The following is a 24,535-nucleotide window of genomic DNA, read 5'->3' on the forward strand; positions in this document are numbered from 1 at the left end:
TAATGTCTGCCATCAAACAATGCGGTGCTGACGCCCTAAATTATGGGCTAAGTGTAGCTGGAATTCTCACTTACACTCCAACGCAAGGCTCAACAGGAATAGTGAGATTTAATCTCGCAGACTATGATGGCACTGTGGCAGTATACTTGGAAATTAATGAAGATATTACTTACAATGCACCGCTTGATAGTGGTCCTGACGGTTACGCTCGATTATATGATAAAACAAATTCTGTAGCTGTTACTGGCTCAGAAATACATTTTTTCAGTAATGGCAGGAAAAGAAGCGGAGACATTTCTTCTTATTTTTCAGGTAAGGGGGATGTTGATGTTTACTTACAAATCAAGTGCGGAAATAGTGATACGACAATTGTTGGTTGGGGCTGGAGATTAATTGTTACTCAATCGGGAATTATTTCAAAAACTGTAATTTACATTCCAATTTCAGGGAACCTTGCAATCACTGGAACAACTTATGCTGAAGACAGCAGACCTAAAAGGTGGGCGCATAACGCAACAAATTACGATGGAACTATTGCGGTTTATTTTGCCGCAACTTTAACAAAATATACAGCTAACACAATGTACGCAAAACTTTACGATAATACGGCAGCAGCAGACATCACTGGAGGAGAACTAACTTCAACTTCTGCAACAGAAGAATTCAAGGTAAGCGGAAACATAGCAAGCAACTTGACTAACGGAAACGAATTGACTGTTTATGAAAAAGTAGATTCTGGCACTGGAATTATCAGGAACGCGTTCCTGATAATAAAACAGACAGGAATCAATAATGGCACTGGAAAATTTCAGACAGTAATGCAGATAACAAACAATTACAGGACAAATACAATTACAAGTTATGACACTGGACCAGTAAATAATCAATATAATCCTTCTGACTGGAATAATGCAACAATTAACTTTAAAGGAGAGTATGTAATTAAGAGAACAAGTTATTCTGGCACTCCATCAGGGCAAGCTCACCTTACAGATGATGGCACAGAAATTTCAGGTTCTGAACTTACTACTACTTCGTCTACTTATGAAAGAAAAACAACAGGCAGTTTAACAACCCCCGCTTCTGCATCTAAAATTAATGATGGAATTAAATTAACTGGCAGTGGCACGCTAATGACAGTCTACATTACTTCTTCAAGAGTAATTTTAACAATAACAAATTTAGGAGCAATAGCAGGCCCGACATTAAATCAATTAATGCGTCACGGAAAATACTTTGATGGTGGAGAAAAACCAATGACATTTTAAAAGAAGGAAAAAAAATGAATGGAGAAGAATTAATTTTAGTATTCATTTTATTTATTATTATTTGGTATTTAGGCTTTATAACTGGAAGAAATTGCCAAAAAGAGTGTGATAAAAAATGATTGAAAGACATGAAACTGGAAGAATTCAGTGCAATGCATTAGGAGAAGCAACAATAATTTTAGAAGAAATCACAGGAAAAATAATTAAAATAAAAATCGAGTACGGGACAACAGAACCAGAAACAAGCATTACAATCACTACATCAGAAGAAGAAAAAATTGAATACTATCAAAACAACGAAGACTTCATTGACTATCCAAGAAATCCAATTAATGCAGGAAAATTCTTTAAGTTAAGATTCGGAGAAGAAACCAGCATGCAAACAGAACACTATTACAATAACGGTGATTTAACAATAAAAATAGAGAATGCAGGAGAAAACAAGACACTAAACAACATTACAATCATAACAGAACAATAAAATTTATATTTCGCTCACGCTCTAAATTAAATTAATTTGATCTTTATCATTAGAGTAAAATCTAATGATAAGCTTTAAAAAAAGGAAAGCGGGTGGGAATAACAGGTTCAGCCTACCCGCTTATCCTGTTAGTCCTACCCAATTTTTTCTTTCAAAAAAGGAACCTTAAATGCCAGACACAGAACAACAATTAAACCTAATTATAGACGAATGGATGAACGAATTAGCAGACTATATTTTTTCTAAATCACAAGAAAACATAATAAAAAACGGTTCAATTGACACTGGATTCATGTTACAGCAAGCAAACATTCAAAGAGAACTATTAGAAAAGAAAATTGTTTATTCAGCGCCTTACGCTGTCTTCATTGAATTCGGAACAAGCCCTCATCCAATGTATTCTAAATGGTTAGAGAAATGGGTTGAAAGAAAATTAAGCAAAACAGAAAAAGAAATAGCAAGTACTGCGTTTGCAATAGCAAAAAAAATAGAAAAAGAAGGAATGAAAGAAAAACCTTTTTTGAGGCCAGCAATAGACGAAGCAATCACTCACTTTAAAAGTCAAGATTCATATGACTGAACAATATCCATTAACAGAAATATTAAACGAAGACGAAAGAATTTTCACTGCATACGGTTCAGTAGACATAACAGACAATCAAGGAGAAAGAATTCCAATACAAGAATTCAAGCCAATAATGCCAATCATATTCAAGAGAGGAGCAGACATAATGAACTCGCATTCAAACAAAAAAGTAGGAAAATGGGTAAACTACGAATTCACAGAAAAAAACGACAAGCCAGCAATTCTTTTAACAGGAATAATTGGAAAAGACTACAAATTAGAAGACGAAACATGGGAAAAAATCAAAACAGGAAAATATCAAGGAGTATCATTCGGAGGAGCAAGCCTAAAACAAGACTTAGGCTTCTATAAAGGAAAACCAGAACTGATCCTAAGAGACTTGGAAGGCTATGAATTCAGCGTAGTAGAAAAGCCAGCTAACCCAGAAGCAGTATTTGAATCAATTAATTATATAGCAAAAAGCGATTTAGAAATAAAAAAGCCTTTTGCAGGATACACTGACTTTGATGACTGTGTATCAAAAAACAAGAATAAAGGCAATCCTAAAGCCTATTGTGCAACAATAATGAGGCAAGTAGAAGGTGAAAAAATGAACAAATTTGATGACGCTTATTATTCTTTTGATAAGAATGATAGACCACCAAAAAACTGGTGGGATAAATGCATTGAAAGAGCTGAATCATGGGCATCAGACCCAGCCAAAGTATGCGGAGCATTATGGCATGATCCAGGGAGATGGGCTCACGGTTCAGGTCCAGCAATGCAAGAATCATACGGAAAATCAATGGAGGTAAAAAATATGGAAGAAAAAAAACAGGAAGAAAAACCTGAAGTTTACCAGCAAATTCTTTCTTTGTTACAGGAAATTCTCGCCAAGGTTTCAGCTAAACCAGAAGAAGAAGTGAAAGCACAAGAAGAAAAAGAACCTGAAGAAGAAAAAGAAGAGAAAGAAACAGCAAAACAAGCACCAGAAAAAGTAACTTTACCCAAGACAGTAGACGAAGAAATTACATCAAAAAAAGTGCCAGAAGAAAAAGACGAAGTAAAAATAACAGAAAAACAATTAAAAGAAATCAAGAAATCTTTAATGGAAGAAATCAAGAAAGAATTAGGGACAGCGACAACGCCAAGACCTGACGCAGGATTACCTGAAAAAGAAGAATCAAACGACTTAATGCAAATATTTAAGTCAGAAAAAGTTCCTTCTTGGGCGCAATTAAACACAAAAGTAAGAGAGCAAAGAAGGAAAGTCTTTGAACAAGGAATAGCAAATGCAATGGGAGGTGCATTTTAATGGGATACAGAGACTACATTAAAACAATCGAAGACCTTGAACGCTTATACTATTCTCCAATGGGAGCAAAATACATTCAAAAAGTAGATGCCCCAGTAATAACAAGCACTACAGGAGTATATAATGCAGTTTACGGTAAAATGGTGTGGACGCAAGTAAACCAAGAAGCAAACGCATTTGGTGTCCTATCCAAGTTCGTGTGGGATAAAGACGGATGGAGAGCAGTAACAGCAAGAGCAGCTTCTACAGGAGGAGGCGTAGCAGAAAACGCTGCATTACCAGACACAATCAAGCCAACCTTTGCAGAATTAAGCACTAAACCGAAAACAATAGCCCACAACTTTGATGTAAGCGAAGTACAAGAATTCGAGGCAGCAATTTCAGATAATGATGCCTTTGGTGCAATGGACGAAATGAGAGCATTAATGGGAGTACACCACAAAGAAATGATGAACGTAATGCTTTTCACAGATAATGACACTCTGGCAGGCAATAACCTTGAATCATTGGATAGAATAATGGGAAGTTATTCAGAGATTGCAGGATGTCTTCAGACAGCAGGAGACTTAGACATTTACGGGCAAGACAGGGATGCAGCAGCTTCATGGACTGACGCTTACGTGAACCATAACAGTAACACGGACAGAGACTTAACGGACACAATTTTGAGGACGGCATTCCAGAACATTAGAACTAATGGAGGCAATACAACAGTAATTTTAACTAAAGAAGACACTTATGCTTCAATTCAAGGACTATACGAAACACAAGTAAGATATAATCCAATAGGAGAAGCAACAGCTAAAATAGGAGTGAATGGAATTCAAACAAAAGAAGGAATTGGAATAGGAATTGACGTAGCAACACTTTATGGTGTTCCTTTGATTGTCTCGAAAGATTGTACAGCAGACACTATAGGAAGAATTTTCTTTTTGGATACCAGTGACCCAGAAGGATACGGTAAACCAAGATTAGGACTAAAAATAGCAAAGCCAACTCAGTATTTTGAAGCAGGAATGAATGCAGGAGACCCATTCGGGATCAACAGGTTAGGCACTGAAGGAATGTACAGGACAATGGGCGAACTACTCTGTCACAGGTTTGCAGGCCAAGGAAAAATTAGAGACCTCAAGTAAATTGGTCTCTAATTCAATTAACTTTTCAAAGGAGGTAATAAGAAATGGTTAAAATCACAAGATTAGCCGATAAAGGGGGTCCTTTAGGCAATACTTATCAGTGTCCTTCAGGAAACAGTTATACATTTCATTTAGGGGAAACACTAAACATTTTACCAGAAGAAGATGTGGAATTCTTCAGGAAAAGAGAGGACTTCGAGGTTGAATCAATAGGAAAAAAAATAGAGAAAACAGCAAAAAAATTAAAGGAAGCAATAACTGAAGAGGAAGGTGAGAAGTAATGGCTTTTGCTTATACAGTTTCAGGAAGAAGCGTTTACGGCAACAAAAGAATTGCTTGGGGAACATTCACTAACGGATTAGCAGACACAGGAGGAGACATTGTTACAGGACTAAAAATAGTGGAATTCATTTCATTACAATTAAAAGGAATAGCAGTTGACGCAAACGCTCCAGTAGTCAATGAAACCCTGCCATTGTCAGGCGGAAACGTTACAATAGTAACAACAGCAGATGCAGATGGCTATTGGTGGGCTTTCGGAGTGTGAAATCTCAATGGCCAGACCAATTAATAAAAAAGTATTAGACGCAGTTATAACAACAGGAGCAAGCGTCTCAATTGAATCAATGGGGCACCCTTACGTGAACATGGCGATAATTGCTTCTTCTGTTACAACTGGAGCAACAATTAAATTTCAAGGTTCAAGTGATGGAACAAACTGGTACGATATTCTTTCAGCTTCAATTACAGCTAACGGTACAACAGAAAACCAAGACGTAGGAGCACACAAATACCTGCGAGCAAATGTTACAGCAAGAACGGACGGAACCTACACGGTTTACATTGTAGCAACAGGATTTGCAGGCGTTCAATAAATTTTAAGAGTAAGTGAGTGATAATGGCAATAACAACTCATTACACGACACCATTAAAAGTACAAAACTTGCTTCAATTAAAGGACGCTTTCAGTGCATCCACTAATCCAACACAAAGCCAAGTAATTAATTTGATTCACCAAAAAGAAAACGAAATCGATTACGTTCTACATCACTCTTACAAGCTAACACAAGAAACAGAAGAATTGAGAGACATCAAGTTTTCTTATGACAGCTATTTAGGCACTTACATTGGATTAGACCACAGAAACATTCAACAATTAACTGCAAGCGAAGGAGATTCACTTCAATTATGGACTGGAACAGCATGGGAGGAATGGCTTGGAGTAAAAACAGAAGGAAGAAACAACGATTACTGGTTGGACTACAATAAAGGAATACTGTACTTGAAAGCTCATTATTCTTTGAAGCCATTAGGAGTAAAAATAACTTATCGTTATAATGGAGGCTTTGAAACACAATTAAATGGAGCACTGACAGCAGTAGCAACAACAATTACAGTAGATTCAACTAAAGGTTTTCCTATAAGAGGATGGATTAGAATAAACGACGAAGAAATTCTTTACACAAGAAAAACTTCAACTACTTTCACTGGATGTACAAGAGGAGCATACAATACGACAGCATCAACGCATTCAGACAATGATTACGTTTATTCTTGCTCGCAAGACATAGAAGAAGCATGCACGAAAATGGTGGCAGCAGAATTACTTGCAGCAGAAGACAGGGGAGTTCTAACTCCAGCAGGAACAACCAACCTGCCTTTAAGCAATAAAATAGAGCAATGGAAGAAAGACGCAGAAGAAATTTTGAGTAGAAGAGCGGAATTTTTTATTCCAGCAAGATAAAATTTTAATTAAAAAATAAAAAAAGTGAGTGGGTGAAAAAGAAATGGCAACAGATTATTTAGAGACAGTTTTATCAGTTCTTGAAACTAACTGGAATAATTCAAATACTGATTCAATTACACCTGATTTTTTTAGGAGCGATGAAAGAAAAACAATTGGAGGACTAACCTCCAATAAAACTCAAGTTAGCGTATACGATCCATCAAACGAAACAGAAAACCCCATAAGTTTAGGATACAATTACGTTGACAGAATTCAGCCCGTTTCAATTGATTTAAGAACAACTCATTCAAGAAGCCATGCAGTCAATGCAGTAGAAGAAATAAAAAGAATAATTCACTTGAAAAGAAAAACTGCAACGGGGTGGGATATAATGAAATGGAATGGAGGCAGATTCGTTGAAAACTATCCTGGTTACTGGCATTACGTTGTAGAAATACAATTAATCAAGTACGGAGAATTATTAACGTAAAAAAAAGAGGTGAACAAAAAAATGGTTTTAATTAAACACGTAAAAGGTGGAGTAAGCCTTCCAAAATATGATATTCATTTTCCTAAAGGAGAAGCAGTTGAAATAACTGACTCCAAGTTAGCTGAAAGAATTCTTAGAAATAAAGACTTTCAGGAAATAAAAACTAAAAAGGAGGCGAAATAAATGGTAAACTATGGAGGACTAAAAAACGCTTATGTTTTAATAGGAAAAGAAACAACTTACGGGACGCCAGTAGCTTGCACTAAAGACATAGGAATAGTTACAGGCACTACTACAGCTGGAACAAACGAAATAATTAAATCAAGAGGATTTTCAAGCAGAGACTTAGACCAAATACAAATAGGCAATTTTAGATTCAGATTAGATTTTGAAGGAGAATACCAGAACGGAAGACTGATAGAATACGCTTTAGGTTCAGTGGGTCATTCAGGGGTAGCAGATCCTTACACTCATACTTTCAGCCTTGCAGATACTTTGCCATCTTTTACAGTAGAAGTAGGCTTGGATGAAACAACTGATGACGTTGAAACTTACGCTGGAGTAAAAGTAAACGAACTAACAATTGCTTTAAGCTTGGGCGGGGTAGTAACAATAAGAGCTTCTGGCTTAGCTAAAACAGTGGCAACAAGCACAATAGCTTCAACAGCAATAACAGACAATTTGCCCACAATGGGTTACGGTTTAGCATCATTAACAGTAGGAGCTGATACTATAGCTCAGCCAAGAGCATTCGAGTGGACTATAACACACAATTTGAGTTCAATAGACAAGTTCGGTTCATTTCTTCCAGACAATTACTTAGAGGAAGGCAGAGATTATACGAGCAGGCTCACAATGGCTTTCACTGACATAAAAGAAAGAAGCAGGTTCTTGACTGGAACTAACACTGGAACAGCTCCAGCTACAGCAGACTTTGATGGATTCACTACAGTATTAAATGTAGTTAATGCAGCAATAACAAGACAAATTCAAATAACGATGACTGACTGCCATTACACTGAATGTTCAAGGCCTATCGCAGTAGCAGGGCTCATAGTTCAAGACTTTACAGTTGAACACAGAACGGTTTCAATTGTAACAAAAGATGATATTCCAAGTGCTTCCTGGTAAAAAAATTAATTGGAGGTAATGTAAGTGAGTATTAAAATAGAAATTGAATTAAACGAAAAAAAAGAATTAATTGAATTAAAGGAGCCAACACACAAAGAAAGAAAAGACTGGCTGAAAAAAGTAATAGAACTCAGTAAAATCGAAGACAGCGAAAAAGCATTTGATGAACTCATAGCATTCAGAGAACATTTTTTAATGGAACACTTAATTTTCGGCAACCCAGAAATTAAATCATTAGATGACTTGCCAGCAAAAACAGTGGATAACATATTTGAAAAATTAGAAGGTGAGATGGATTTTCGGATGGGTTTGCAGAAAGTCTTGAGTGGAGTTCCTTTATCGGCAAGCCAGAAAACCTTAAAAACAGAGAGTTTGACATCGAAATAGCTGACTGGATGCTGAAAGAAATTTTTTCAGAGAAATTCGGCTGGAAGCCAAAAGAAATAGATGAATTAACAGCAAAAGAAGTAGAATATTATTCAAGAATAATTGCTGGAAGAAATAAGAGAATAGAGTACGAGTCAAGCAAAGGAGGAAAAAAGTAATGCCTGAAATGGAATTAATTGTAAAGCTTAGGGCAGACATCCAGAAATTCATGCAAGACATTAAAGACTTGCCTAAGAAAACACAAGAAGCAATAAAAGTACAGTTTGATATGGGGGCAGACGCTAAAATAGGGAAAGATTTAGTGAAAACAAATAAAGATTTATTAGGCGGACTAAAAGGAATGATAGTACAATTAGCTGCTGCTGGAGGAGCAATTGCTTTGTTTGCTAAAGCAAGCCCGAGATTTGCTGCTGCCTTAGACAGACTCATTAAAGTTTTCTTGTTGTTTTTCAGGCCATTAGGAGACTTGCTTGGAAGCATAGTAAATAAAGTGACTTTGGGTTTAAGGGAAATTCAAAAAGGAAGAAAAGAAGCAGTAGAAGAACTTAGACCAGAAAAAACTAAAGCAGCAGAAATAGCTGGAGGAGCAGGGGGGGCAGTAGTTGGAGGAGTTGCTGGAGGTTTAGCTGGAGCAAAACTTGGAACTGTATTGGGCTTGCCTGGAGGACCTGCTGGAGCTTTACTTGGAGGAGCAATTGGAGCAGGATTAGGTTTCTTTTTCGGTCCACAAATTTTGGCAGGATTAGAAGACATGATTTCAGGAGCTAAACAAACAATAGACAATTTTATTGGAGAATTTGCTCCAAAACTTGCAGGATTTTTTCAGCCTTTTATTGATAAAATAAAAGAAGTAACTGGATTTATCTCAACTAATTTTATTATTCCAATTACTTCAAAAATAAGTGAACTTTTCAGTGTTTTCACTGGAATCTTTTCAGACATTTATAATGCTGTTTCTGAATGGATGGGAAAAGCATGGACTTTTATTAATGATAATTTTATTCAGCCTATTTTAAGTGGTTTAATTGACTTGGGTTCAGCTGTATTAGAGACGGCAACAGCGTGGGCTAACTACATTTATGATGAATTCATTTCCCCAGTATTAGAAAGGTTCAAGGAATGGTATGAAGAAATAACAGAAAAAATAATTAAGCCCGTAGTTGATTGGATGCAAAAAAATGTTATTGATCCTTTGGTTGAAGCATGGAATAGTTTAGCTGAGACAGTTAAAGGAATTTGGGATGGGATCAAAACAAAAATAGAAGAAATTTATAATTCAGTCAAACCAATGATTGATTTCATTAAGGGTGGAATTGAAGCTGGAGGAAAAATTGTTGGGGGAGCATTAACTGGAGCAGCAGAAGTTGTTAGAACAATTAAGCCTCCGAAAAAACAGGTTGGCAGTGAATTCGTTCCTTTTGAAGGCTTGTACTGGCTGCACAGAGGAGAAAAAATTGTTCCTACCACGAGAACTTCTTCTGGTAATATTATTAATGTTACTTTCAGTCCTGTCATTCACGCAAACATTACTTCTGAATTTGATGAAGACGCTTTACTGGATAAAATGAACAGAAAGCTTGTTGATGAACTGAGGCGATTCAGGTGAAATTAACTAATGTTTTCAAGCATTGTTCCTTCTTTTGTAACAATCTTGATATCAGTAAGTTTTGCATCAAAAGCGCTGGCACCAGAAACCTCGCTTCTGCAACGAGAAATATGAATTCTCGCAATAGAATTAGAAGAAATTATTTTATTAGTAATTTTTTCTCCACTGTTTTTGTCAAAGAAATGCTCAGAACTACACTTATAAAGCTCGCTATTAAAAGAAACTTCAATATTAGTCCAATCAAAGTCGTTAAGGTTTTGAATGTAAAGCATTCCATCAGGAGTTATTTCAAAATACCCTTTAAATTCAGTTTTTTCTATTACTGGTTTTTCACTCGATTCAATAACATTACCAGGCATTTTTTCGGTTTTTGTTGTGCACCCAATAAAGAAGAGAATACTAATAATGCCTACAATCAACAAAGCTTTTTTAATTATGTTAATTCACCTGGCCGAACAAACACTGTAATGTATAATAACTTTTTTAAAGGAGGATGCTAAATGGCTGGAACAGTAACAATTAAAGATGGAACAACAGTAAAATACAAGTTCCCTGTAGTAACTAATTTTGACCACAACTACGAAAAAGTAATTAATCAGTACGAAGCAGAAGGAATACTAAATCCGCCTCTTAATGATACTAAGACTGTCATTCATGTTATTACTGTTGATTTCGATTTAGTGGACAAAGGAACTTATGATCCAGGCCAAGACCCTGGCTCAACTGGCTCTATCTGGAAGCAACAATCATTATTACAGCAATTAAAGAATCAATCTACTGCAAACTATTATACTTTAATTGAAGACGATGACACCGAAAATACAACAGGATATTATGGGCTAATCAAAAAAATTATTATTAACAGAAAGCAGCCAAGCCAATTAAAGAAAACAGGCTCTCTGCTATTCATTGAATCAGATGATATAATGAAATTGTGAGGTTAAAAAATGGCTTATTCAATGAAAATTAATTCGGTTGCAGTTTCAATGCCGTTATCTTTACAGATTTCTTCTAATTTAACGCAGTACGCTGGCTCTTTTAATGGTTCTTTCAGAGATGCAACAGGAACTTTCGGCATAAATAACGGCTACGAAATAGAGGTTTATGAAGATTTAACTAAAAAGTTTGGGGGCTACATTCAAAAATGGAAAAGAGAAGCAGGAACAGTTTACTGTAATGGATTGGATTACACTTCAATTTTAACTAAAGTTTATGTTAATGAAGTTTATTATAATACTGCAATCCATTCAATTGTATTAGACTTAATTACTAAATATGCTTCAAATATTACAACAACAAACGTTTATACTACTACGACTACCCCAACAGAAATAAGATTCAGAAATGTACAATTATTCAAAGCACTAAAAGATTTAAGTAAATATGATAACTGTGATTTCTATGTAGACCAAAACAAAGACTTACATTTCAATAAACTTGGAACAACAGACAGCGGAATAGATTTAGTTTATGGAACAAACATTATAAACGATCGTTACGACAAATTAGACGACAAATTAATTAATAAAGTTAAAATCACTGGAGGAAGAGAAGATTACATTAAAACCGAAACAGCAACAGGAAACGGAAGCACAACAGAATTCACTTTGACTTACAGGCCAATAAATGTTAGGGTTTTGGCTGGGGGAATAGAAAAAATAGGATTCAAAGAAGGAATGAAAAGCGCAAGCGAATACGATTACACAACAAACAAAGAAAACAAGAAAATAGTATTTAATACAGCCCCTGGAAACGGAGTGTCATTATCTTTTGAATATACTTATTCTTCTCCAGTTATTGTGCAATCGCAGGAGGATGAATCAATTTCTTCATATAAAAACGTGTATGAAAAAGTGATTTATGATGAAACAATAAACAAGAAAAGTGAAGCTCAAGATTTGGCTGCTCAAATTCTGGCAAAATACAAGGACCCAATTCAGACAGGAACAGTGAACACAAGACTTAATTTAAGTCCTGCTGTAGGCCAGACAGTTGATGTAAGCAATCCAAAAAAAGGAATTAGTGGTACTTTCATTATTGTTGGATTAAAGCATAACATTTTTTCTGGTAGAATTACAGTTTACGAGTTAGCTTCATTACAAGACAGTGTAGTAGAATTTTTGTCTCAGTTAGCCCAGAGAGTTGAAGCTTTAGAGGAAGGACAAAGAGGAGATGTTGATATTATCAGTTATTTAAGGCAGTTTACAGATGAAGCAAAAGGAAATGATGATCCTGCAAATAATCTTTCAATTAGAACGAGAACAGTGAATACAACTAATACATGGTATTTTGCTAAACCTCACCTGTTCAGCGAACCGATACTTTTCGGAGGAGGCAGTGGAGTTTATGGATCAAACCTTGTTACAAACCCGAGCAATTAGCAAAGGAGAATGCGAGATTTTTGTAAGGCAAAAAGGAGAGAAAGAATTCAAGAAAATAAGACACACAAAAAACATGACAGTAAATTTAGGAGTGAATTTAATCAGAGACAATGTTTTTAAGAGCCAAACAAATTATGTTCAATGGGGGGCAGTAAGCGATAATGCGAGCACTCCGACAGCATCAGACACAAGCTTAGGGGGAAACGAAAAAAGAAAAAGTTTTCAAGCAGGATATCCTGATACAACAACAAACTATCAGGCTTTAGTGGAATATTATATTGATGCGACTGACTGGGCTACAGCTACTCCAAGCGCAATGACTTCAGTGAAAAAAGCAGGATTGTATTATGCGAGTTCTGGCAGTTACCTTTACTGCGCTGCAAGCTTTACTTCAATCACTGTGAATTCTTCTACTGAAATGCTCGTAAGATGGACTGTGAGTTTCGCAGACGCATAAAGCGGTAGGAGGAGCAGGAAAAAACAATTGTTAAAAGTGTGTCCTTTCAAGTACAAGCGAAAGAATCCTGAAACAGGATATTTCAGTAAAAGTGTTGATGGAAGAAAAGATGATGGAGCAAGATTATGTAATTTCGGTAAAGGCGAATGGTGTAGTTCGTGCATGCATTATAATCAGTGGAAGATGACTCAACTGAAATGGAATCAAGAATTTAATAGAATGAAAAAAGAAGGGAAAGCGCCTTGGCTTTGGAGGAAAGTCAATCCTGGCTTAATAATTCAACCTATAGCGAGAGTGATTTAAGGAAGTTTTTTATTTCACTCACAATCAATTAAAATTAAGGAGAATAAAAAATGGCAGGAGAAGAAATAGCAAACAACGGTTACGCTTTTGCGTGCCGAATAGACAATATTAAGGAATCTGCGAAAGGAAATTTTGTTGTTTCTGGTTGTGCTGTGAGCGCTCAAACTCCTGCAACAATGGCAGTGAATATAGCATCAGGGACTATTAGGATTGGAAGAAGCAATGTTGTTGTTTCTTCAACAAGCAAAACAGTTAATGCTTCTCACGCTACTTTGGACAGGTATGATATTATTTCTGTTGGTTCTGACGCTGTAGTGGATTACACTGCTGGAACTGCTGCAACAAATCCTTACCCTCCTGACCTGGCAGCAGACCATATTTTGCTGGCTGTAATTTTTGTTGAGAAAGCGAGCACTACAGTTGATGCTGCTGATGTCGCTGACTCAAGAATTATAGGGGAAAGTTCTACAATTACTTTAATGCATTCAGGAACAGGAAGCACTACATCAACAACAGAAATAGTATTAGACTCGTACACTTTCACTGCAGGAGAATTTACAGCAAACGAATATGTGTTAGTAGAATTGGATTTAGCGCACCAAGGCGGAGCAAACAATTCTTTCATTACTTTAAGGGTTAATACATTAGATTTGAGCACTCAAGGAAATTTTGGCAGCATGGCCTACGGAAGATTTATTGCTTATCAATTATTGTATAATAACGCTCAAGCAGGAATAGAAGGCTTGTTCAGCAAAGGAGCGAACTGGGAGGATTTAAGAACTGCAGGAGGCACGATGAGCGCTAACTGGATTACTACAGCGTGGACTATAAGTTTAAGAGGCTATACTACAAGCCCTCAAACTTATTACTGGAGATGGAAAGTTTATAGGATGAGGCATTAGTGAAGGAGAAAAAAATGTCATTTAAAGAATTTATTTGTAGTATTTTTGATTGCACTGAAGAATTGAACACCAAAATCCAGAAACAGCAAGTCCAACTTAAAGCAAACCAGAAACAACGCAAACAAGGAAACCCAAAACGCTTTAAAAGATAAAATTAAGATTAAGAGGCTAAAAAAATGAATTGCACAAAAATCTTGAATACAAAAATGAATTTCAGTTATAATATTCCTTTCAAGGAGAAAAAATATGAAGAAAAACGGAAGCAAGACGTTCGTAAGAATAACTAACAAAGACATCTTCAATGAAATCAAGGCAATAAAAGAGTTACTGCAAGAAACTATTAAATGCAACGACGAAGACCACCTTAAAATGATTGGAAAAATGGGAAGAGTGCAGTTAATGGCAGGAGGAGCCATAGCGATAGCGGCAGCAGTCGCAACATGGTTTATAAGTTACATAATGAAATGAAAGGGAGGAATAAAATTTATGTCGACGGAAGTAACAACTAATGTAACATTGGAAGGAGCAGGCGTTATTTGTCTTGCTTTAGGAATAAGTTTAATTGAAAAAGGAAATTATTCTTGGGGCATTGCAGTAGCAGTGCTTGGAGCAGGATTCATGGCGCTAAAATACAAGTTGAGAGGCGATTACTGAAATTTCCTTGATTTTTTTTGACTTCTTTTTTTTGGCAGGAGGTCTCTCTCATGCCAGTTTTCGTTGAGTTCACAAGTTTTGCTTTATTGAATGGACTGAATCATGCTTTTACTGAAAATAGAAGGGGAGGTGAAAAAGCAAATGAAATTTAGGTGGATGGGAGCAATATCAGGAGCAATAATGGGCTTCTTCGTTGGATTCGTACTGCAAGGCCTCGTTAATGCTGCAGGAGTTTCAGCCATCAGCGGAATAGCTTCAGCTTACATTCTGCCAGTGACTTTTTTGGCAGGTTTTGCGGCAGGAGCAGTAGGACTCTTCGGAGAAAAGTAACGCAGAAGAATTTGGAGTAGATGGAATTCAATTTTTAAAGCAATTTCTTTAGCGGGCTGTATTGTTGTAAGTCTTTTGAGAATTCTTTGACTTGCGAGTGCCTGTAATTTTCAATGTAATGCATGGTAGAGTCAATTTTCTTGTGTCCCATTAATTCTTTTACTTTTGTAGGGTCGCCAAACAAGTCTATGGCCAGGTAAGCGAAAGAGTACCTGAAAGAATGTAAGGTGTACTGGTATAATTTTCTTTTGATTGCTTTCTGATGCCATGCTTCACTTTCAGCATATGATAAATTGAATTCTGGGTTTCTTGCAGTGATTTCACGGAATTTTCTTCTCGTCCAGCCTGGAGTCCAGCATTTTTCTGTCTTGTTTTTTTGGGTGCGGCTTGCACTAAAGAAAATGAACCCATCCGCTGCCTTGATCTCCTTTTCATATAACTGAAGGTAGTTGAGCAATTCAATCCATAGAGCATCATCTACTTTGAATTCTTGTAGGTTTTCTCCTTTTTCTCTGTGAATTATTACTGTTTGTTTTCCAATGTTTAAGTCTTTTAAGTTTAGTTTGTAAGTTTCTCCTTGCCTGTTACCCCACCAAAGACTCCACAAGCAATAGAATTTGAATCTGTATTCTTCAGGTTTGAATAGAGAGAAGAATTCTTTGAGTTCTGGGGAGGTGAAGCCTCTTGTGAGTTTACCGTATTTTGCTTTCTTGGAGCGAGGGTATTTTTCTTTTCTGACTTCGGAGGCTATTTTAGTCCATTCCGTTAAATCGTTTTTGTTGGCGTTCAAGTACAGTGATTGTTTGATTGACTTGGTTTTTTGTGCGTTCAACGGGAATTCTATTAGGACGTTGAATTTGCTTTTCAATTATTGCCACCAGCTCTCTGATTGAGTTTTCCGTGAAATAAACCTATTAAATGTATTGTTTCGTTTTTTAACGAAAGAATTAGCCTTGTGCCTCGCTCTCAGAGAGCAGGAGGACTTAACACGCAGGGCTAATGATTGCGTCAAAAAAATTAAGGGGAAAAAGAATAAATTTGTTTTCTGGAGAGCATATCTCCCTTGAAGTCTTAAAGGCAGTTCAGGGGAGTTGTCCTGTTCGGAAAACATTAAATAATTCATAGCCTAAATACTTATATATAACAAAATTTAATTAAACATACGCATACTAAACGAAACATTTATAAATACGTAAGGTATAATCTATATGGAGATCAAAAAATTATGACAGAAAAAAAAACAACAATGAACGTATACCCTACAGACAAAAAATTATTCAAAGACCTAACCTTCGGATTAATTCACTTAGATGACAGCGAAGCAGACGCATTCCACAAGCTCCTGGAAGACTACAACAAACTCAAAAAAGAAAGAAAACCCATTCAATTCAAAAAAGTATAAGGCAGGCCAAAAAAATGAACGAAAACAAGTTCACGGCAAGCAGTATAGGTCAAAACGCTAATTTTAAAGCCAAAAAGGCTTCCCTGCAAGAAAATGGGTACGGGCCCGGTGGGATTTGAACCCACGACCTACAGCTCTCCCCCTTCTTTTCTTTCCAAAAGAAAAGAAGTGGTAAGCTATCCCAAGAAAAGAAAGACAAGTTGCCCAAAAAAGAAAAACAATTAATTATTTATCAAAAGTTTTTTCTTTCTTTGGCAAGAATGCAAACCCTTTTTCTTTTGGACAGCCTGCTCCTTTTTCTCTTTGGATAGACTGTAGACCTTTTCAAGCTTTGCTTGAAATAGGCTTAGGTTAGAAGGCTGTTGCCCTATCCAGGCTAGGCTACGGGCCCTTCAAATAATAACTTGTGCTTTATTGAATTAAAAAGCTTTTTGCAATATTCTATTTTTTTGTTATGAAAAAAAAGCAAAAGCAAAAAGAATTGGTTGCAAGGCTTTTGAGGGAGCCTGTGAGAAACATAGAATTTGATAATGATTCTATTTTTTGAGAATTCGACGGAAGAAAGATCAAGGACAGGATTGTATTAAAGAGATAACCCCATGTAGGGGAATGGTCAAGGAAGAAAAACAGGGTGTTCATTGACAGGGACTTATGCAGGCAGAGGTCAATAAAGGCAATAAGCCTGCATGAGGCAATAGAGAAGTATTTGCATGAAAGATACTGCCTTAGAGTCCAAGAGGAAGCGCATAAGATTGCAGAGAAGAAGGAAAGGACTTTCCTTAAGGAAAAAGGCGGGAATTGGCGCTCGCATCAATTGATTGTTTACTGGCTCTGGCACAAGAAAGGAGAAAAATAAAATTTGAATTTAATTCTAATTTTCTATTTTTTCACGCAGAAGACTTTGTTGAAGGAGTTCTTTTCCTTGAATTTTCCTTCGCTTAAATCCAGCAGCCAGGCAGAAAGCTTAGGGTCATTGAATTCCTTTGACAGGAATTTCAACCTGCATTTCTTGTGGAATACCTTTGTCTTTGGGCGCTGGTAGAATGAGAGTGCATCAAAAGGAAGTACAAAAATAAATTCGTCAACCTGCTTTGCGTACCTGAGCTTGGATTTCATTTTCCCCTGCGAAGGCCTTGTGAGGACCTCAAAACCTATGAGCCTGCCTTTCTCTGTCTCAACCAAGAAATCGAATTTGCCCTGAGAAGAAAAATTTTCATTTCGTTTAGAGCTTATGAGCACGCTCTGTTCAGGCGAAATCCTCTTTAAAAGAAGAGTCCTATTCACGTGCAATTTATTGAGTTCATGAAAGGTGTACAAATGCATTGAATTAGTCTTATTGTTGCCATTAATTTTGATTTCCTCAAAAGAAACTATCCTCAACCACCAAATCGCTGTTACATTAAATAATTCAGGCAAAGAAATATTTAAGTATTAGGGTTCCTAATTAAATAAGTTTAAAAAGCACGAAAACGTTATAATAATAGCCTTTAAAATAAGCAGAAAAAAGAATTCGGGTGATATAAAAATGAACAAAGCCTTCCTATGCTATTCTTCGATTGCATTCGCTTTAGCCTTAATTCTGGCTAATGCAGGCGCAGCAAACATTATTGCGCCAACAGAAGTTCCCTCCTTCACCAACTGGAGTTTTTCAGTTGAATTGAATTCAACTGACTCCTTCACCAAAACAGAAATATACTTGGATGAAGCAGGCATTCCAATCGTGACAGCATTCAATAATTCATCCACAATATACAATCCTGCTGGTTCAGTTCTCAAGGCATTTGCCCTGGACAATGACCCTAACAGCAATGCAGGCCTCACATTATATGTTTCAGTTATTGGACTCAATGAAGGAGCACACAACCTGAAAATTCTCACTTACAATGGAAGCAATTTAAATGAAGAAAAAAGCCTTGCATTGAACTCAATTCAAGTCCTCTCAAAAGAATTTCAGGGGGAAATGGAAAACAAGATTTCAAGCATTAATTCAGAATTAGACAGCAAAAGCAAGGCAATAGATGAACTGAAAACCACAACAGAAAGCTCCTTGCAGCAGAAAACCCAGGAAATAAACTCCCTGAACAATTCAGTCACAGAGGTTGCCTCAAGCGTTGAGAGCACGAAAACAGAACTGCAGCAGAAGATTAGCACTGAAACAGCGTCCTTGGAAGAAGACATAAGCAAAATAGAAAGCAAAAACAAGCAGCAGGACACGGCAATAGCAGGAAAAGAAGACAAGGTTGAATTGCAGGGCAATCCCTTGGTTGGAATGATTGTAATGGGAAAAAGATATGCCTGGATTGCAGGAGTGCTTGTAGTAATAATAATTGCATTGTTTGCCTTCATTAAATTCAGCGAAAAAAGAGGCCTGAAAGACGAGCTGAAGATATACGATGAAAGCTTCAAGCCCCCAAAGCCTCCTAAAAGGCCTTTTGAAGGCAGACTGCAGACAACAGTAGAAGAAGAAAAAGAATTAGACATAAAAGCAGGGGACATTATATTAAAGCCAAGGTAAAAAGGAGAAAACACTTAAAAATTCTTTCATTCCTTTTTTTTACTTATGGAATTAAAGAAGAGGATTGACGAGGCAAGAAAGAATTGTGTTAAATGCCTTACATACAAGAGGATGGGCAGGTTCGACCCTTACAGGGAGACAGTCCTTAAAGCATTGAACGAATTATATGACGGCTATGCAATAGAGTACGCGCAGCTCAGGAGGGCAAAAGGCTCAGACAAGACCTTTGACCCCGCACTCGAAAAAGCAAAGGAAAGAAGAGACTATTTACTGGACGCAATAAAATCCTGCGACGGCTGCCCAAAAGAAATAGACCTAGTCAACAGGATAATGAAAGAATTCAAGTAATTAGGAATTAAATTTATTCAATCCTGATTTTTGTGCATTTTTCAAAATTAATCAAAAGGTTTAAAAGCAATTCAATTATAATATTTATTTAATATGTTCCCCAGTCTTGCTCTAGGGCTTGCCCCTAGGCGACACTGGGTTAATTCTTATTTTTTAAGCAAATATCAGAAATAAAGTCATCCAAACATATTGAAGAATCACAAACTTTTTTCAAGAAATTGGAACTGCTGACTCTAAAATAGGCATTCACCACTTTTTTGCCTAATTTTTGAACTCTTTTTATTGTTGGCACGAAATCTCCATCGCCACTTACAATAATTGCAGTATCATAGATGTTTTCATAGGCAAACGAAAGCATGTCAGTAGCCAGATAACATGAAATCCAGGTATTTTTCTCAACTCTGAGAAAAAGCTTTGCTGCTTCCAATAAACTTTTTCATTATAGCCTCTATCCAAAGAAGCATTATAATAATACACGCCGATAAGCAATCCGTCATTTTTAAGAATTTTTATTAGTTTGTTAAAATCTATTTCACTGTCACGCAAATTAAAAGTGTCTATAATGCTGTGATAGAAATTGCTTCCATCAATAAATATAATTATTCGTTCAGTTTTTTCCATTATAAAAAACCACTCTCTCTCAAAATATCTCAAACAATAAAAAAATTCCATTACTCAATTCGAATTTTTGTTCCTATTGCAATGCCTGGAAGGCCCTTTGTAAGGCGGGCTATTACTGCGCCGTTGTCCCCGTGCACTCTGGTTACTTTTCCTGCAATTATTTTTCCAGAGGAAGTCTTCCACTTGGCTTTCTTTCCAATCAGAGAAGAAGCCTTTGCCCTTGAGTCAATGCCTTCAACGTAAATTATTATCTGGTTCGGCCTTTGAGTCTTCCGGCCTCCCCTGAAATTCTTTATTATTCCGTGCATTTTGAATCAACCCAAAAAAATTGCAAAAAAAATTTAGGCAGAGAAACATTAATAAAATAAACCCATAATTCATTTTATTGGCAGAATTGCAGAATTACGAGGGAAAAAAAATGCTTGTGGCAGGAATAGACGAGGCAGGCAGAGGGCCCTGCCTTGGCCCAATGGTGCTAGCTGTGGCATGCATAGAAAAGAAATTCGAAGACCAATTAAGGGAGATTGGAGTAAAAGACTCCAAACTGCTTACAGCAAAACAGAGAAAGGAATGCCTGAAAAAACTGAAGGCATTAGTAAAGGAATTCAATTCAGTTCACATTGCGCCGGAAGAAATTGACAGGCTGAGGGACAGGAAGTCATTGAATGAAATAGAGGCAATGAGGATTGGTTTTTTATTGAACAACCTGAAAGAGAAGCCTGAGGTTGTATACGTTGATGCCCCTGACCTAATAGAAGAAAATTTTGCAAAAAGAATAAAAAAATATATTTCATTTAATTGCATTATAAAAGCAGAGCATAAAGCAGACTTCAATTACCCTATTGTAGGGGCAGCATCAATCATAGCAAAAGTTGAAAGGGACAAAGAAATAGAGAAACTCGCCAAAATCCACGGAAACATTGGCTCAGGATACAGCCACGACGAAAAAACAATTTCCTTCCTCAAGAAATGGATGAAAGAAAAAAAAAGCCTTCCAGCATTCTCAAGGAAATCCTGGGACACAAGCAGCAGGATAAGCAGCGAATTATTCCAGAAGAAATTGCTTCAATATTGTGAGGCAGTAAAATGAATGAACCGCAAAAAAAAATGATTAAATTGTACTTCGACTTCGAGAAAATGGAGTCACTGCTGGAAAAAATGGTTGACTCAATGGCAGAAGAAGGAGAGAAAGATGCAGTAATGGGATTCACTATCTCCTTTGATAATAACAATAACCCTTTAATACAGAAATTTGATTCAAGCAGCAAAGAGAAAAGGCCTGAATTAAACCAGTGTCTTTACGAGCCATTATCAACCCTTGATGAAACAGAAAGAGAATTCTTTATTACATTAGGATTCAATGCAGCAATCGAGAGCAGGAACCTGAAAATAGACTTGAACGAAAAAAACCTTATTGTGACAGTAATAAGCGAAGAATTAAAGTACAGCAAAAAATTCCCCTTCGAAAAACCAGTTGAACCAAAAAGCCTCAAGATGAATTTGAATAACGGAATACTGGAAATGAAAGTAGAAAAAAAGCTATAATATGAAAACTGCTGCTGCTATTACTGTAACCCATTTCCCTGACTTGGGTATTACAGCGCTTTGGGTTATGTTCATTGTTCGAACAATTTTTCCGCTGATCTTCCACTGCTCTTTCTTTGCGTCGTATTCAGCATTCTCGTCGAATTCAATTCCCAATGTTGAGGCAAGCATTGAGGCAGCAATATCTTCAGCGTAATCGCCTGCAACCTGGTCTGTCTGGCCGAAGGAGTGGTGTTCAGAAAGATAACCGTAATTGTTCCTGTCCTTGGGGACAGCACAGCCAATGCTTGCAGCAATCAGCCTTGAAGGCTCATTGGAGCAGTTCTCGCTTAAAACACAGAAAGTAATTGCCCCAGCCTTTAATTCATTCACTCCCTGCGTTCTAGGAATAATCTTGCAGTTAGGAGACAGGATTGAGGATACCTTCACTAAATTGCATTTCTCTATGCCTGCATTCCTCAAGGCTAACTCGAAAGAAGTCAGTTTTTCTTTATGAATTCCAACGCCCTTAGTGAAAAAAAGCTTTTTTGGAACCATCTTTCAATCGATTTTCTCCCACACAAAAAACAAATAAACAAATATTCCGCGATAAAAATAAAAATGTAATTATCAGGAAAAAAATTGGAAAAATTATTGAGTGCTTTCTTCTCTTTCGAGGTTTTCTTTGAGCATTACAGAGTCTTCGCCGAAGTATTCAAGGAACTTCTTTGTAGTGCGAACTATATATGTAACGCCTTTCTTTTCTTTGGAGATAAGGCCTTTCTCTTCCAAGAGCTTGATTTCCTCGTAAGCCTTGGTTGACCTGAACTTAATTACCTGGGACTGCTTGACAGGCTGCCTGTACGCAATGTAAGCCAAGGTCTTCATTACTGCCTTGCTGTATTGTACTGTTCCGGCCAAATGCATTACGCTCTGCTCGAAGTCTTTTCTTATCTTCATCTTGAAGCCGTCTGCCTCCCTTACTATTTCAATTGCAGAATCCCTGAGATTGTATTCTTCAATTAGCCCTGAAAGGATTCCTTCAAGGAGAGCCAAATTCTTGTTGTTCACAACCTTGGAGATTTCTTCAATTGAAACAGGCTTTGGGGACATGAAGAGTGTAGCCTCAATCAATTTCCTCATTTTTTCAATCTTGGAAATGTTTTCAGGCTTGCGCATTAACTCCTTCAGTGCGCCTTTTTCCTCTGCTTCTTTTCCTGCTTTTTCTTCAGTGCCTTCTGCTCTTTCAGGCATTTGCTGCATTTCTTCTTCTAATTCCATTTTTTTGCCTTCAGTATTTTTCGAAGTGAATCCTGTTTTCCTTGAATCCTTCCTTTTTTAATTCTTCAATTACAATAGGAACAATCTGCGGGTTGCCGCAAACATAAGCCTCAATAATATTCCTGGGATTCCTGAAATTAAACTTCCTTATTTCATCCTGCACAAAACCCTTGCATCCAGTCCACTCGCATTTTAGGTCGCTCATTACAGGCACAAAAGAAAAATTATTTGAGAACTTGTCATGCAATTCCTGTAATTCTTTCATGTAAAAGCACCTGAAGGGATTCCTTACACCCAAAAACAGATAGTAAGGTTTTGTGATGCCTTCAAGCGAAAGAGTCCTTATCATTGAAATCATTGGAGCAATTCCTGTGCCCATTGCAATAAATGCTGCCTCAACAAAATCCTCATTTAAGATGAATTCTCCGAAAGGGCCTCTCACTTTAAGGAAGTCATTAACCTTAAGTTTTTCTTTAATGAAATTCGTTAAGCCTTTTCCGGGCATTATTCCAATGCATAATTCAATGAATCCTTCCTGGAGAGGGCTTGAGGCAACAGAAAAAGCACTCCACTTCAATTCATTTTTTCCTTGAAACTTAAATTGAGGGGAAGCAATAGTAACATACTGCCCTGCCTTGAAATCAAATTCCTTGGGCCTCTCAATCCTTATGATTCTCGCAAATATCTCTCCAGCATCAACGCAGTCCTGAATCGAGAGAACCCTTCCATCAAAATCCATAAACATTACACCAATAAAACAAATAATAATTTGAATATAAAAGATTATTGGAGAAAAACAATTGAAAACTCAACTGTAAACAAGATTAAAGCAGTAACTGGAGGAGTAATGAAAGCGCTTGTCTTGTATCTCTGAATGAATCCTGTCTTCCTTGAATCCTTCTTTCTTCAATTCTTCAATTACAATAGGAACAATCTGCGGGTTGCCGCAAACATAAGCCTCAATAATATTCCTGGGATTCCTGAAATTAAAGCCTTTTATTTCGTCCTGCAGGAAGCCATTGCATTTACCAAAATAGAATTCCATTTCGCTCCTCACAGGAATAAAAGAAAAATTATTGCATAAGCCTCGGCTTAATTCCTCCAATTCCTTCTCGTAAAAGCAGTCAGCATGATTTTTTGAGCCAAAAAAGAGATAGAAAGGCTTTGTTATTCCCTTAATGCAGAGAGTCCTGACCATTGAAATCATTGGAGCAATTCCTGAGCCCATTGCAATAAATGCTGCCTCAACAAAATCCTCGTTCAAGGTGAAGTCTCCAAAAGGCCCCCTCACTTTAAGGAAGTCATTAACCTTCAAATATTCTTTAATTGAGCCATCAACACACAATTCAATAAATCCTTTTTGCAGAGGGCTTGAAGCAACAGAAAAAGCACTCCACTTCAATTCATTTTTTCCTTGAAGCTTGAATTTAGGGAATGCGACCATTACAAACTGGCCTGCTTTGAAATCAAAACTTTGGGGTGCCTCAATTTTAATGATCCGAGCAAAAACCTCTCCTGCATCAATGCAGTCCTGAATTGAAAGAATCCTTCCATTAAACTCCATGAATACCACTAAAAAAAAGCATTTTCAATTATATTTAAGGGTTATCCTGCAAAAAAATATTCATTAGGCGTTTGACGTAATTGGTTAAGACAATTTGGCAAGTTTTTTAAATGTTCAGGCATCTTAATTGTTATTCAAAAAAGAATTC

General features: G+C 36.8%; 39 protein-coding genes and 1 tRNA gene. 30 read left to right on the top strand and 10 right to left on the bottom strand.

Features of this window, described 5'->3' with window-relative positions; genetic code table 11:
- The first annotated feature begins 2 nt into the window (after window positions 1-2).
- The 15 genes from AB1467_06755 to AB1467_06825 all read left to right on the top strand — a co-directional run bounded on the left by AB1467_06755 (window position 3) and on the right by AB1467_06825 (window position 10,105).
- Window positions 3-1,268 carry a hypothetical protein gene (locus AB1467_06755; GenBank protein ID MEW6295952.1) on the top strand — a complete coding sequence of 422 codons (1,266 nt, stop codon included), beginning with the start codon at window positions 3-5 and terminating at the stop codon, window positions 1,266-1,268.
- Window positions 1,269-1,383: 115 nt separating this feature from the next.
- A complete protein-coding gene (locus AB1467_06760; protein ID MEW6295953.1) occupies window positions 1,384-1,749 on the top strand; it encodes a hypothetical protein in 366 nt (121 codons plus the stop codon).
- Between the two features lie 169 nt (window positions 1,750-1,918).
- Window positions 1,919-2,329 (top strand): hypothetical protein, encoded by a 411-nt coding sequence (locus AB1467_06765; protein ID MEW6295954.1) that lies wholly within the window; start codon window positions 1,919-1,921, stop codon window positions 2,327-2,329.
- Window positions 2,322-3,629, top strand: coding sequence for an HK97 family phage prohead protease (locus tag AB1467_06770; protein MEW6295955.1), 1,308 nt, complete (start codon window positions 2,322-2,324; stop codon window positions 3,627-3,629). Before AB1467_06765 ends, AB1467_06770 begins: the two co-directional genes overlap by 8 nt.
- Window positions 3,629-4,765: a hypothetical protein gene (locus AB1467_06775; protein MEW6295956.1), complete on the top strand. Its 1,137-nt coding sequence runs from the start codon at window positions 3,629-3,631 to the stop codon at window positions 4,763-4,765. Before AB1467_06770 ends, AB1467_06775 begins: the two co-directional genes overlap by 1 nt.
- Before the next feature lie 44 nt (window positions 4,766-4,809).
- The gene (locus tag AB1467_06780) at window positions 4,810-5,046 is read left to right on the top strand and encodes a hypothetical protein (GenBank protein MEW6295957.1); all 237 of its coding nucleotides are present in this window, start codon (window positions 4,810-4,812) and stop codon (window positions 5,044-5,046) included.
- Window positions 5,046-5,312, top strand: coding sequence for a hypothetical protein (locus tag AB1467_06785; GenBank protein MEW6295958.1), 267 nt, complete (start codon window positions 5,046-5,048; stop codon window positions 5,310-5,312). The genes AB1467_06780 and AB1467_06785 overlap by 1 nt, the downstream gene beginning before the upstream one ends.
- Window positions 5,313-5,319: 7 nt before the next feature.
- Complete coding sequence (locus tag AB1467_06790) at window positions 5,320-5,640, top strand: hypothetical protein (protein MEW6295959.1); 321 nt, start codon at window positions 5,320-5,322, stop codon at window positions 5,638-5,640.
- 23 nt (window positions 5,641-5,663) lie between these two features.
- On the top strand, window positions 5,664-6,509 hold the full coding sequence (locus AB1467_06795) for a hypothetical protein (GenBank protein MEW6295960.1): 846 nt from the start codon (window positions 5,664-5,666) through the stop codon (window positions 6,507-6,509).
- A 43-nt stretch (window positions 6,510-6,552) separates the two neighbouring features.
- The gene (locus AB1467_06800; GenBank protein ID MEW6295961.1) at window positions 6,553-6,981 is read left to right on the top strand and encodes a hypothetical protein; all 429 of its coding nucleotides are present in this window, start codon (window positions 6,553-6,555) and stop codon (window positions 6,979-6,981) included.
- 21 nt (window positions 6,982-7,002) lie between these two features.
- The gene (locus AB1467_06805; protein ID MEW6295962.1) at window positions 7,003-7,164 is read left to right on the top strand and encodes a hypothetical protein; all 162 of its coding nucleotides are present in this window, start codon (window positions 7,003-7,005) and stop codon (window positions 7,162-7,164) included.
- Window positions 7,165-8,112 (top strand): phage tail tube protein, encoded by a 948-nt coding sequence (locus AB1467_06810; protein MEW6295963.1) that lies wholly within the window; start codon window positions 7,165-7,167, stop codon window positions 8,110-8,112.
- Window positions 8,113-8,136: 24 nt separating this feature from the next.
- The gene (locus AB1467_06815; protein MEW6295964.1) at window positions 8,137-8,499 is read left to right on the top strand and encodes a hypothetical protein; all 363 of its coding nucleotides are present in this window, start codon (window positions 8,137-8,139) and stop codon (window positions 8,497-8,499) included.
- Window positions 8,500-8,507: 8 nt separating this feature from the next.
- The gene (locus AB1467_06820; GenBank protein MEW6295965.1) at window positions 8,508-8,657 is read left to right on the top strand and encodes a hypothetical protein; all 150 of its coding nucleotides are present in this window, start codon (window positions 8,508-8,510) and stop codon (window positions 8,655-8,657) included.
- Entirely contained in the window at window positions 8,657-10,105 is a 1,449-nt protein-coding gene (locus tag AB1467_06825; GenBank protein ID MEW6295966.1) for a hypothetical protein, read from the top strand. The genes AB1467_06820 and AB1467_06825 overlap by 1 nt, the downstream gene beginning before the upstream one ends.
- A 2-nt stretch (window positions 10,106-10,107) precedes the next feature.
- Here AB1467_06825 and AB1467_06830 read toward each other — a convergent pair whose 3' ends face one another.
- Complete coding sequence (locus AB1467_06830) at window positions 10,108-10,524, bottom strand: hypothetical protein (GenBank protein ID MEW6295967.1); 417 nt, start codon at window positions 10,522-10,524, stop codon at window positions 10,108-10,110.
- A gap of 81 nt (window positions 10,525-10,605) precedes the next feature.
- Between AB1467_06830 and AB1467_06835 the strand changes: the two genes are divergently transcribed.
- The 9 genes from AB1467_06835 (at window position 10,606) to AB1467_06875 (ending at window position 15,132) form a co-directional block, all read left to right on the top strand.
- On the top strand, window positions 10,606-11,043 hold the full coding sequence (locus AB1467_06835) for a hypothetical protein (protein MEW6295968.1): 438 nt from the start codon (window positions 10,606-10,608) through the stop codon (window positions 11,041-11,043).
- Between the two features lie 48 nt (window positions 11,044-11,091).
- A complete protein-coding gene (locus AB1467_06840) occupies window positions 11,092-12,486 on the top strand; it encodes a hypothetical protein (GenBank protein ID MEW6295969.1) in 1,395 nt (464 codons plus the stop codon).
- On the top strand, window positions 12,452-12,943 hold the full coding sequence (locus tag AB1467_06845) for a hypothetical protein (GenBank protein MEW6295970.1): 492 nt from the start codon (window positions 12,452-12,454) through the stop codon (window positions 12,941-12,943). Before AB1467_06840 ends, AB1467_06845 begins: the two co-directional genes overlap by 35 nt.
- A 27-nt stretch (window positions 12,944-12,970) precedes the next feature.
- Window positions 12,971-13,246, top strand: a complete 276-nt coding sequence (locus AB1467_06850; GenBank protein ID MEW6295971.1) for a hypothetical protein — start codon at window positions 12,971-12,973, stop codon at window positions 13,244-13,246.
- 50 nt (window positions 13,247-13,296) lie between these two features.
- Window positions 13,297-14,148 (top strand): hypothetical protein, encoded by an 852-nt coding sequence (locus AB1467_06855; GenBank protein ID MEW6295972.1) that lies wholly within the window; start codon window positions 13,297-13,299, stop codon window positions 14,146-14,148.
- Window positions 14,149-14,162: 14 nt separating this feature from the next.
- Window positions 14,163-14,300, top strand: coding sequence for a hypothetical protein (locus AB1467_06860; GenBank protein MEW6295973.1), 138 nt, complete (start codon window positions 14,163-14,165; stop codon window positions 14,298-14,300).
- A 94-nt stretch (window positions 14,301-14,394) separates the two neighbouring features.
- Window positions 14,395-14,616 carry a hypothetical protein gene (locus AB1467_06865; GenBank protein ID MEW6295974.1) on the top strand — a complete coding sequence of 74 codons (222 nt, stop codon included), beginning with the start codon at window positions 14,395-14,397 and terminating at the stop codon, window positions 14,614-14,616.
- A gap of 18 nt (window positions 14,617-14,634) precedes the next feature.
- Window positions 14,635-14,802, top strand: coding sequence for a hypothetical protein (locus AB1467_06870; GenBank protein MEW6295975.1), 168 nt, complete (start codon window positions 14,635-14,637; stop codon window positions 14,800-14,802).
- Window positions 14,803-14,943: 141 nt separating this feature from the next.
- Window positions 14,944-15,132, top strand: a complete 189-nt coding sequence (locus AB1467_06875) for a hypothetical protein (protein MEW6295976.1) — start codon at window positions 14,944-14,946, stop codon at window positions 15,130-15,132.
- 34 nt (window positions 15,133-15,166) lie between these two features.
- Here AB1467_06875 and AB1467_06880 read toward each other — a convergent pair whose 3' ends face one another.
- Window positions 15,167-16,000 carry a site-specific integrase gene (locus AB1467_06880; protein MEW6295977.1) on the bottom strand — a complete coding sequence of 278 codons (834 nt, stop codon included), beginning with the start codon at window positions 15,998-16,000 and terminating at the stop codon, window positions 15,167-15,169.
- A gap of 357 nt (window positions 16,001-16,357) precedes the next feature.
- Here AB1467_06880 and AB1467_06885 point away from each other — a divergent pair, with 357 nt between their 5' ends.
- Window positions 16,358-16,534 (top strand): hypothetical protein, encoded by a 177-nt coding sequence (locus tag AB1467_06885; protein MEW6295978.1) that lies wholly within the window; start codon window positions 16,358-16,360, stop codon window positions 16,532-16,534.
- A gap of 100 nt (window positions 16,535-16,634) precedes the next feature.
- Here the strand turns inward: AB1467_06885 and AB1467_06890 are convergent.
- Window positions 16,635-16,925: transfer RNA gene (locus AB1467_06890), tRNA-Arg, on the bottom strand.
- A gap of 240 nt (window positions 16,926-17,165) precedes the next feature.
- Between AB1467_06890 and AB1467_06895 the strand changes: the two genes are divergently transcribed.
- Complete coding sequence (locus AB1467_06895) at window positions 17,166-17,390, top strand: hypothetical protein (protein MEW6295979.1); 225 nt, start codon at window positions 17,166-17,168, stop codon at window positions 17,388-17,390.
- A gap of 23 nt (window positions 17,391-17,413) precedes the next feature.
- Here AB1467_06895 and AB1467_06900 read toward each other — a convergent pair whose 3' ends face one another.
- On the bottom strand, window positions 17,414-17,950 hold the full coding sequence (locus AB1467_06900; protein MEW6295980.1) for a hypothetical protein: 537 nt from the start codon (window positions 17,948-17,950) through the stop codon (window positions 17,414-17,416).
- Between the two features lie 109 nt (window positions 17,951-18,059).
- Here AB1467_06900 and AB1467_06905 point away from each other — a divergent pair, with 109 nt between their 5' ends.
- A complete protein-coding gene (locus tag AB1467_06905) occupies window positions 18,060-19,049 on the top strand; it encodes a hypothetical protein (protein ID MEW6295981.1) in 990 nt (329 codons plus the stop codon).
- A 45-nt stretch (window positions 19,050-19,094) separates the two neighbouring features.
- Window positions 19,095-19,397: a hypothetical protein gene (locus tag AB1467_06910; protein ID MEW6295982.1), complete on the top strand. Its 303-nt coding sequence runs from the start codon at window positions 19,095-19,097 to the stop codon at window positions 19,395-19,397.
- A 139-nt stretch (window positions 19,398-19,536) separates the two neighbouring features.
- Here the strand turns inward: AB1467_06910 and AB1467_06915 are convergent, their stop codons facing one another.
- Window positions 19,537-19,824, bottom strand: a complete 288-nt coding sequence (locus AB1467_06915; GenBank protein ID MEW6295983.1) for an NYN domain-containing protein — start codon at window positions 19,822-19,824, stop codon at window positions 19,537-19,539.
- A gap of 244 nt (window positions 19,825-20,068) precedes the next feature.
- Window positions 20,069-20,326, bottom strand: a complete 258-nt coding sequence (locus AB1467_06920; protein ID MEW6295984.1) for a 50S ribosomal protein L35ae — start codon at window positions 20,324-20,326, stop codon at window positions 20,069-20,071.
- A 77-nt stretch (window positions 20,327-20,403) separates the two neighbouring features.
- Between AB1467_06920 and rnhB the strand changes: the two genes are divergently transcribed.
- Window positions 20,404-21,108, top strand: coding sequence for a ribonuclease HII (rnhB, locus tag AB1467_06925; protein MEW6295985.1), 705 nt, complete (start codon window positions 20,404-20,406; stop codon window positions 21,106-21,108).
- Window positions 21,105-21,563, top strand: a complete 459-nt coding sequence (locus tag AB1467_06930) for an Hsp20/alpha crystallin family protein (protein ID MEW6295986.1) — start codon at window positions 21,105-21,107, stop codon at window positions 21,561-21,563. Before rnhB ends, AB1467_06930 begins: the two co-directional genes overlap by 4 nt.
- Here the strand turns inward: AB1467_06930 and AB1467_06935 are convergent.
- The 4 genes from AB1467_06935 to AB1467_06950 all read right to left on the bottom strand — a co-directional run bounded on the left by AB1467_06935 (window position 21,558) and on the right by AB1467_06950 (window position 24,387).
- Window positions 21,558-22,100 (bottom strand): arginine decarboxylase, pyruvoyl-dependent, encoded by a 543-nt coding sequence (locus tag AB1467_06935; GenBank protein MEW6295987.1) that lies wholly within the window; start codon window positions 22,098-22,100, stop codon window positions 21,558-21,560. The two genes, AB1467_06930 and AB1467_06935, sit on opposite strands and share 6 nt — an antisense overlap.
- A gap of 93 nt (window positions 22,101-22,193) precedes the next feature.
- Window positions 22,194-22,823 (bottom strand): SMC-Scp complex subunit ScpB, encoded by a 630-nt coding sequence (scpB, locus tag AB1467_06940; GenBank protein ID MEW6295988.1) that lies wholly within the window; start codon window positions 22,821-22,823, stop codon window positions 22,194-22,196.
- A 10-nt stretch (window positions 22,824-22,833) separates the two neighbouring features.
- Entirely contained in the window at window positions 22,834-23,562 is a 729-nt protein-coding gene (locus AB1467_06945) for an FAD-binding oxidoreductase (protein MEW6295989.1), read from the bottom strand.
- A 69-nt stretch (window positions 23,563-23,631) separates the two neighbouring features.
- Window positions 23,632-24,387 carry an FAD-binding oxidoreductase gene (locus AB1467_06950; GenBank protein MEW6295990.1) on the bottom strand — a complete coding sequence of 252 codons (756 nt, stop codon included), beginning with the start codon at window positions 24,385-24,387 and terminating at the stop codon, window positions 23,632-23,634.
- Window positions 24,388-24,535: the final 148 nt, after the last annotated feature.

It is taken from the genome of Candidatus Diapherotrites archaeon, assembly GCA_040755695.1.
In the GTDB taxonomy this organism is placed as follows: Archaea; Iainarchaeota; Iainarchaeia; order Iainarchaeales; family 1-14-0-10-31-34; genus JBFMAK01.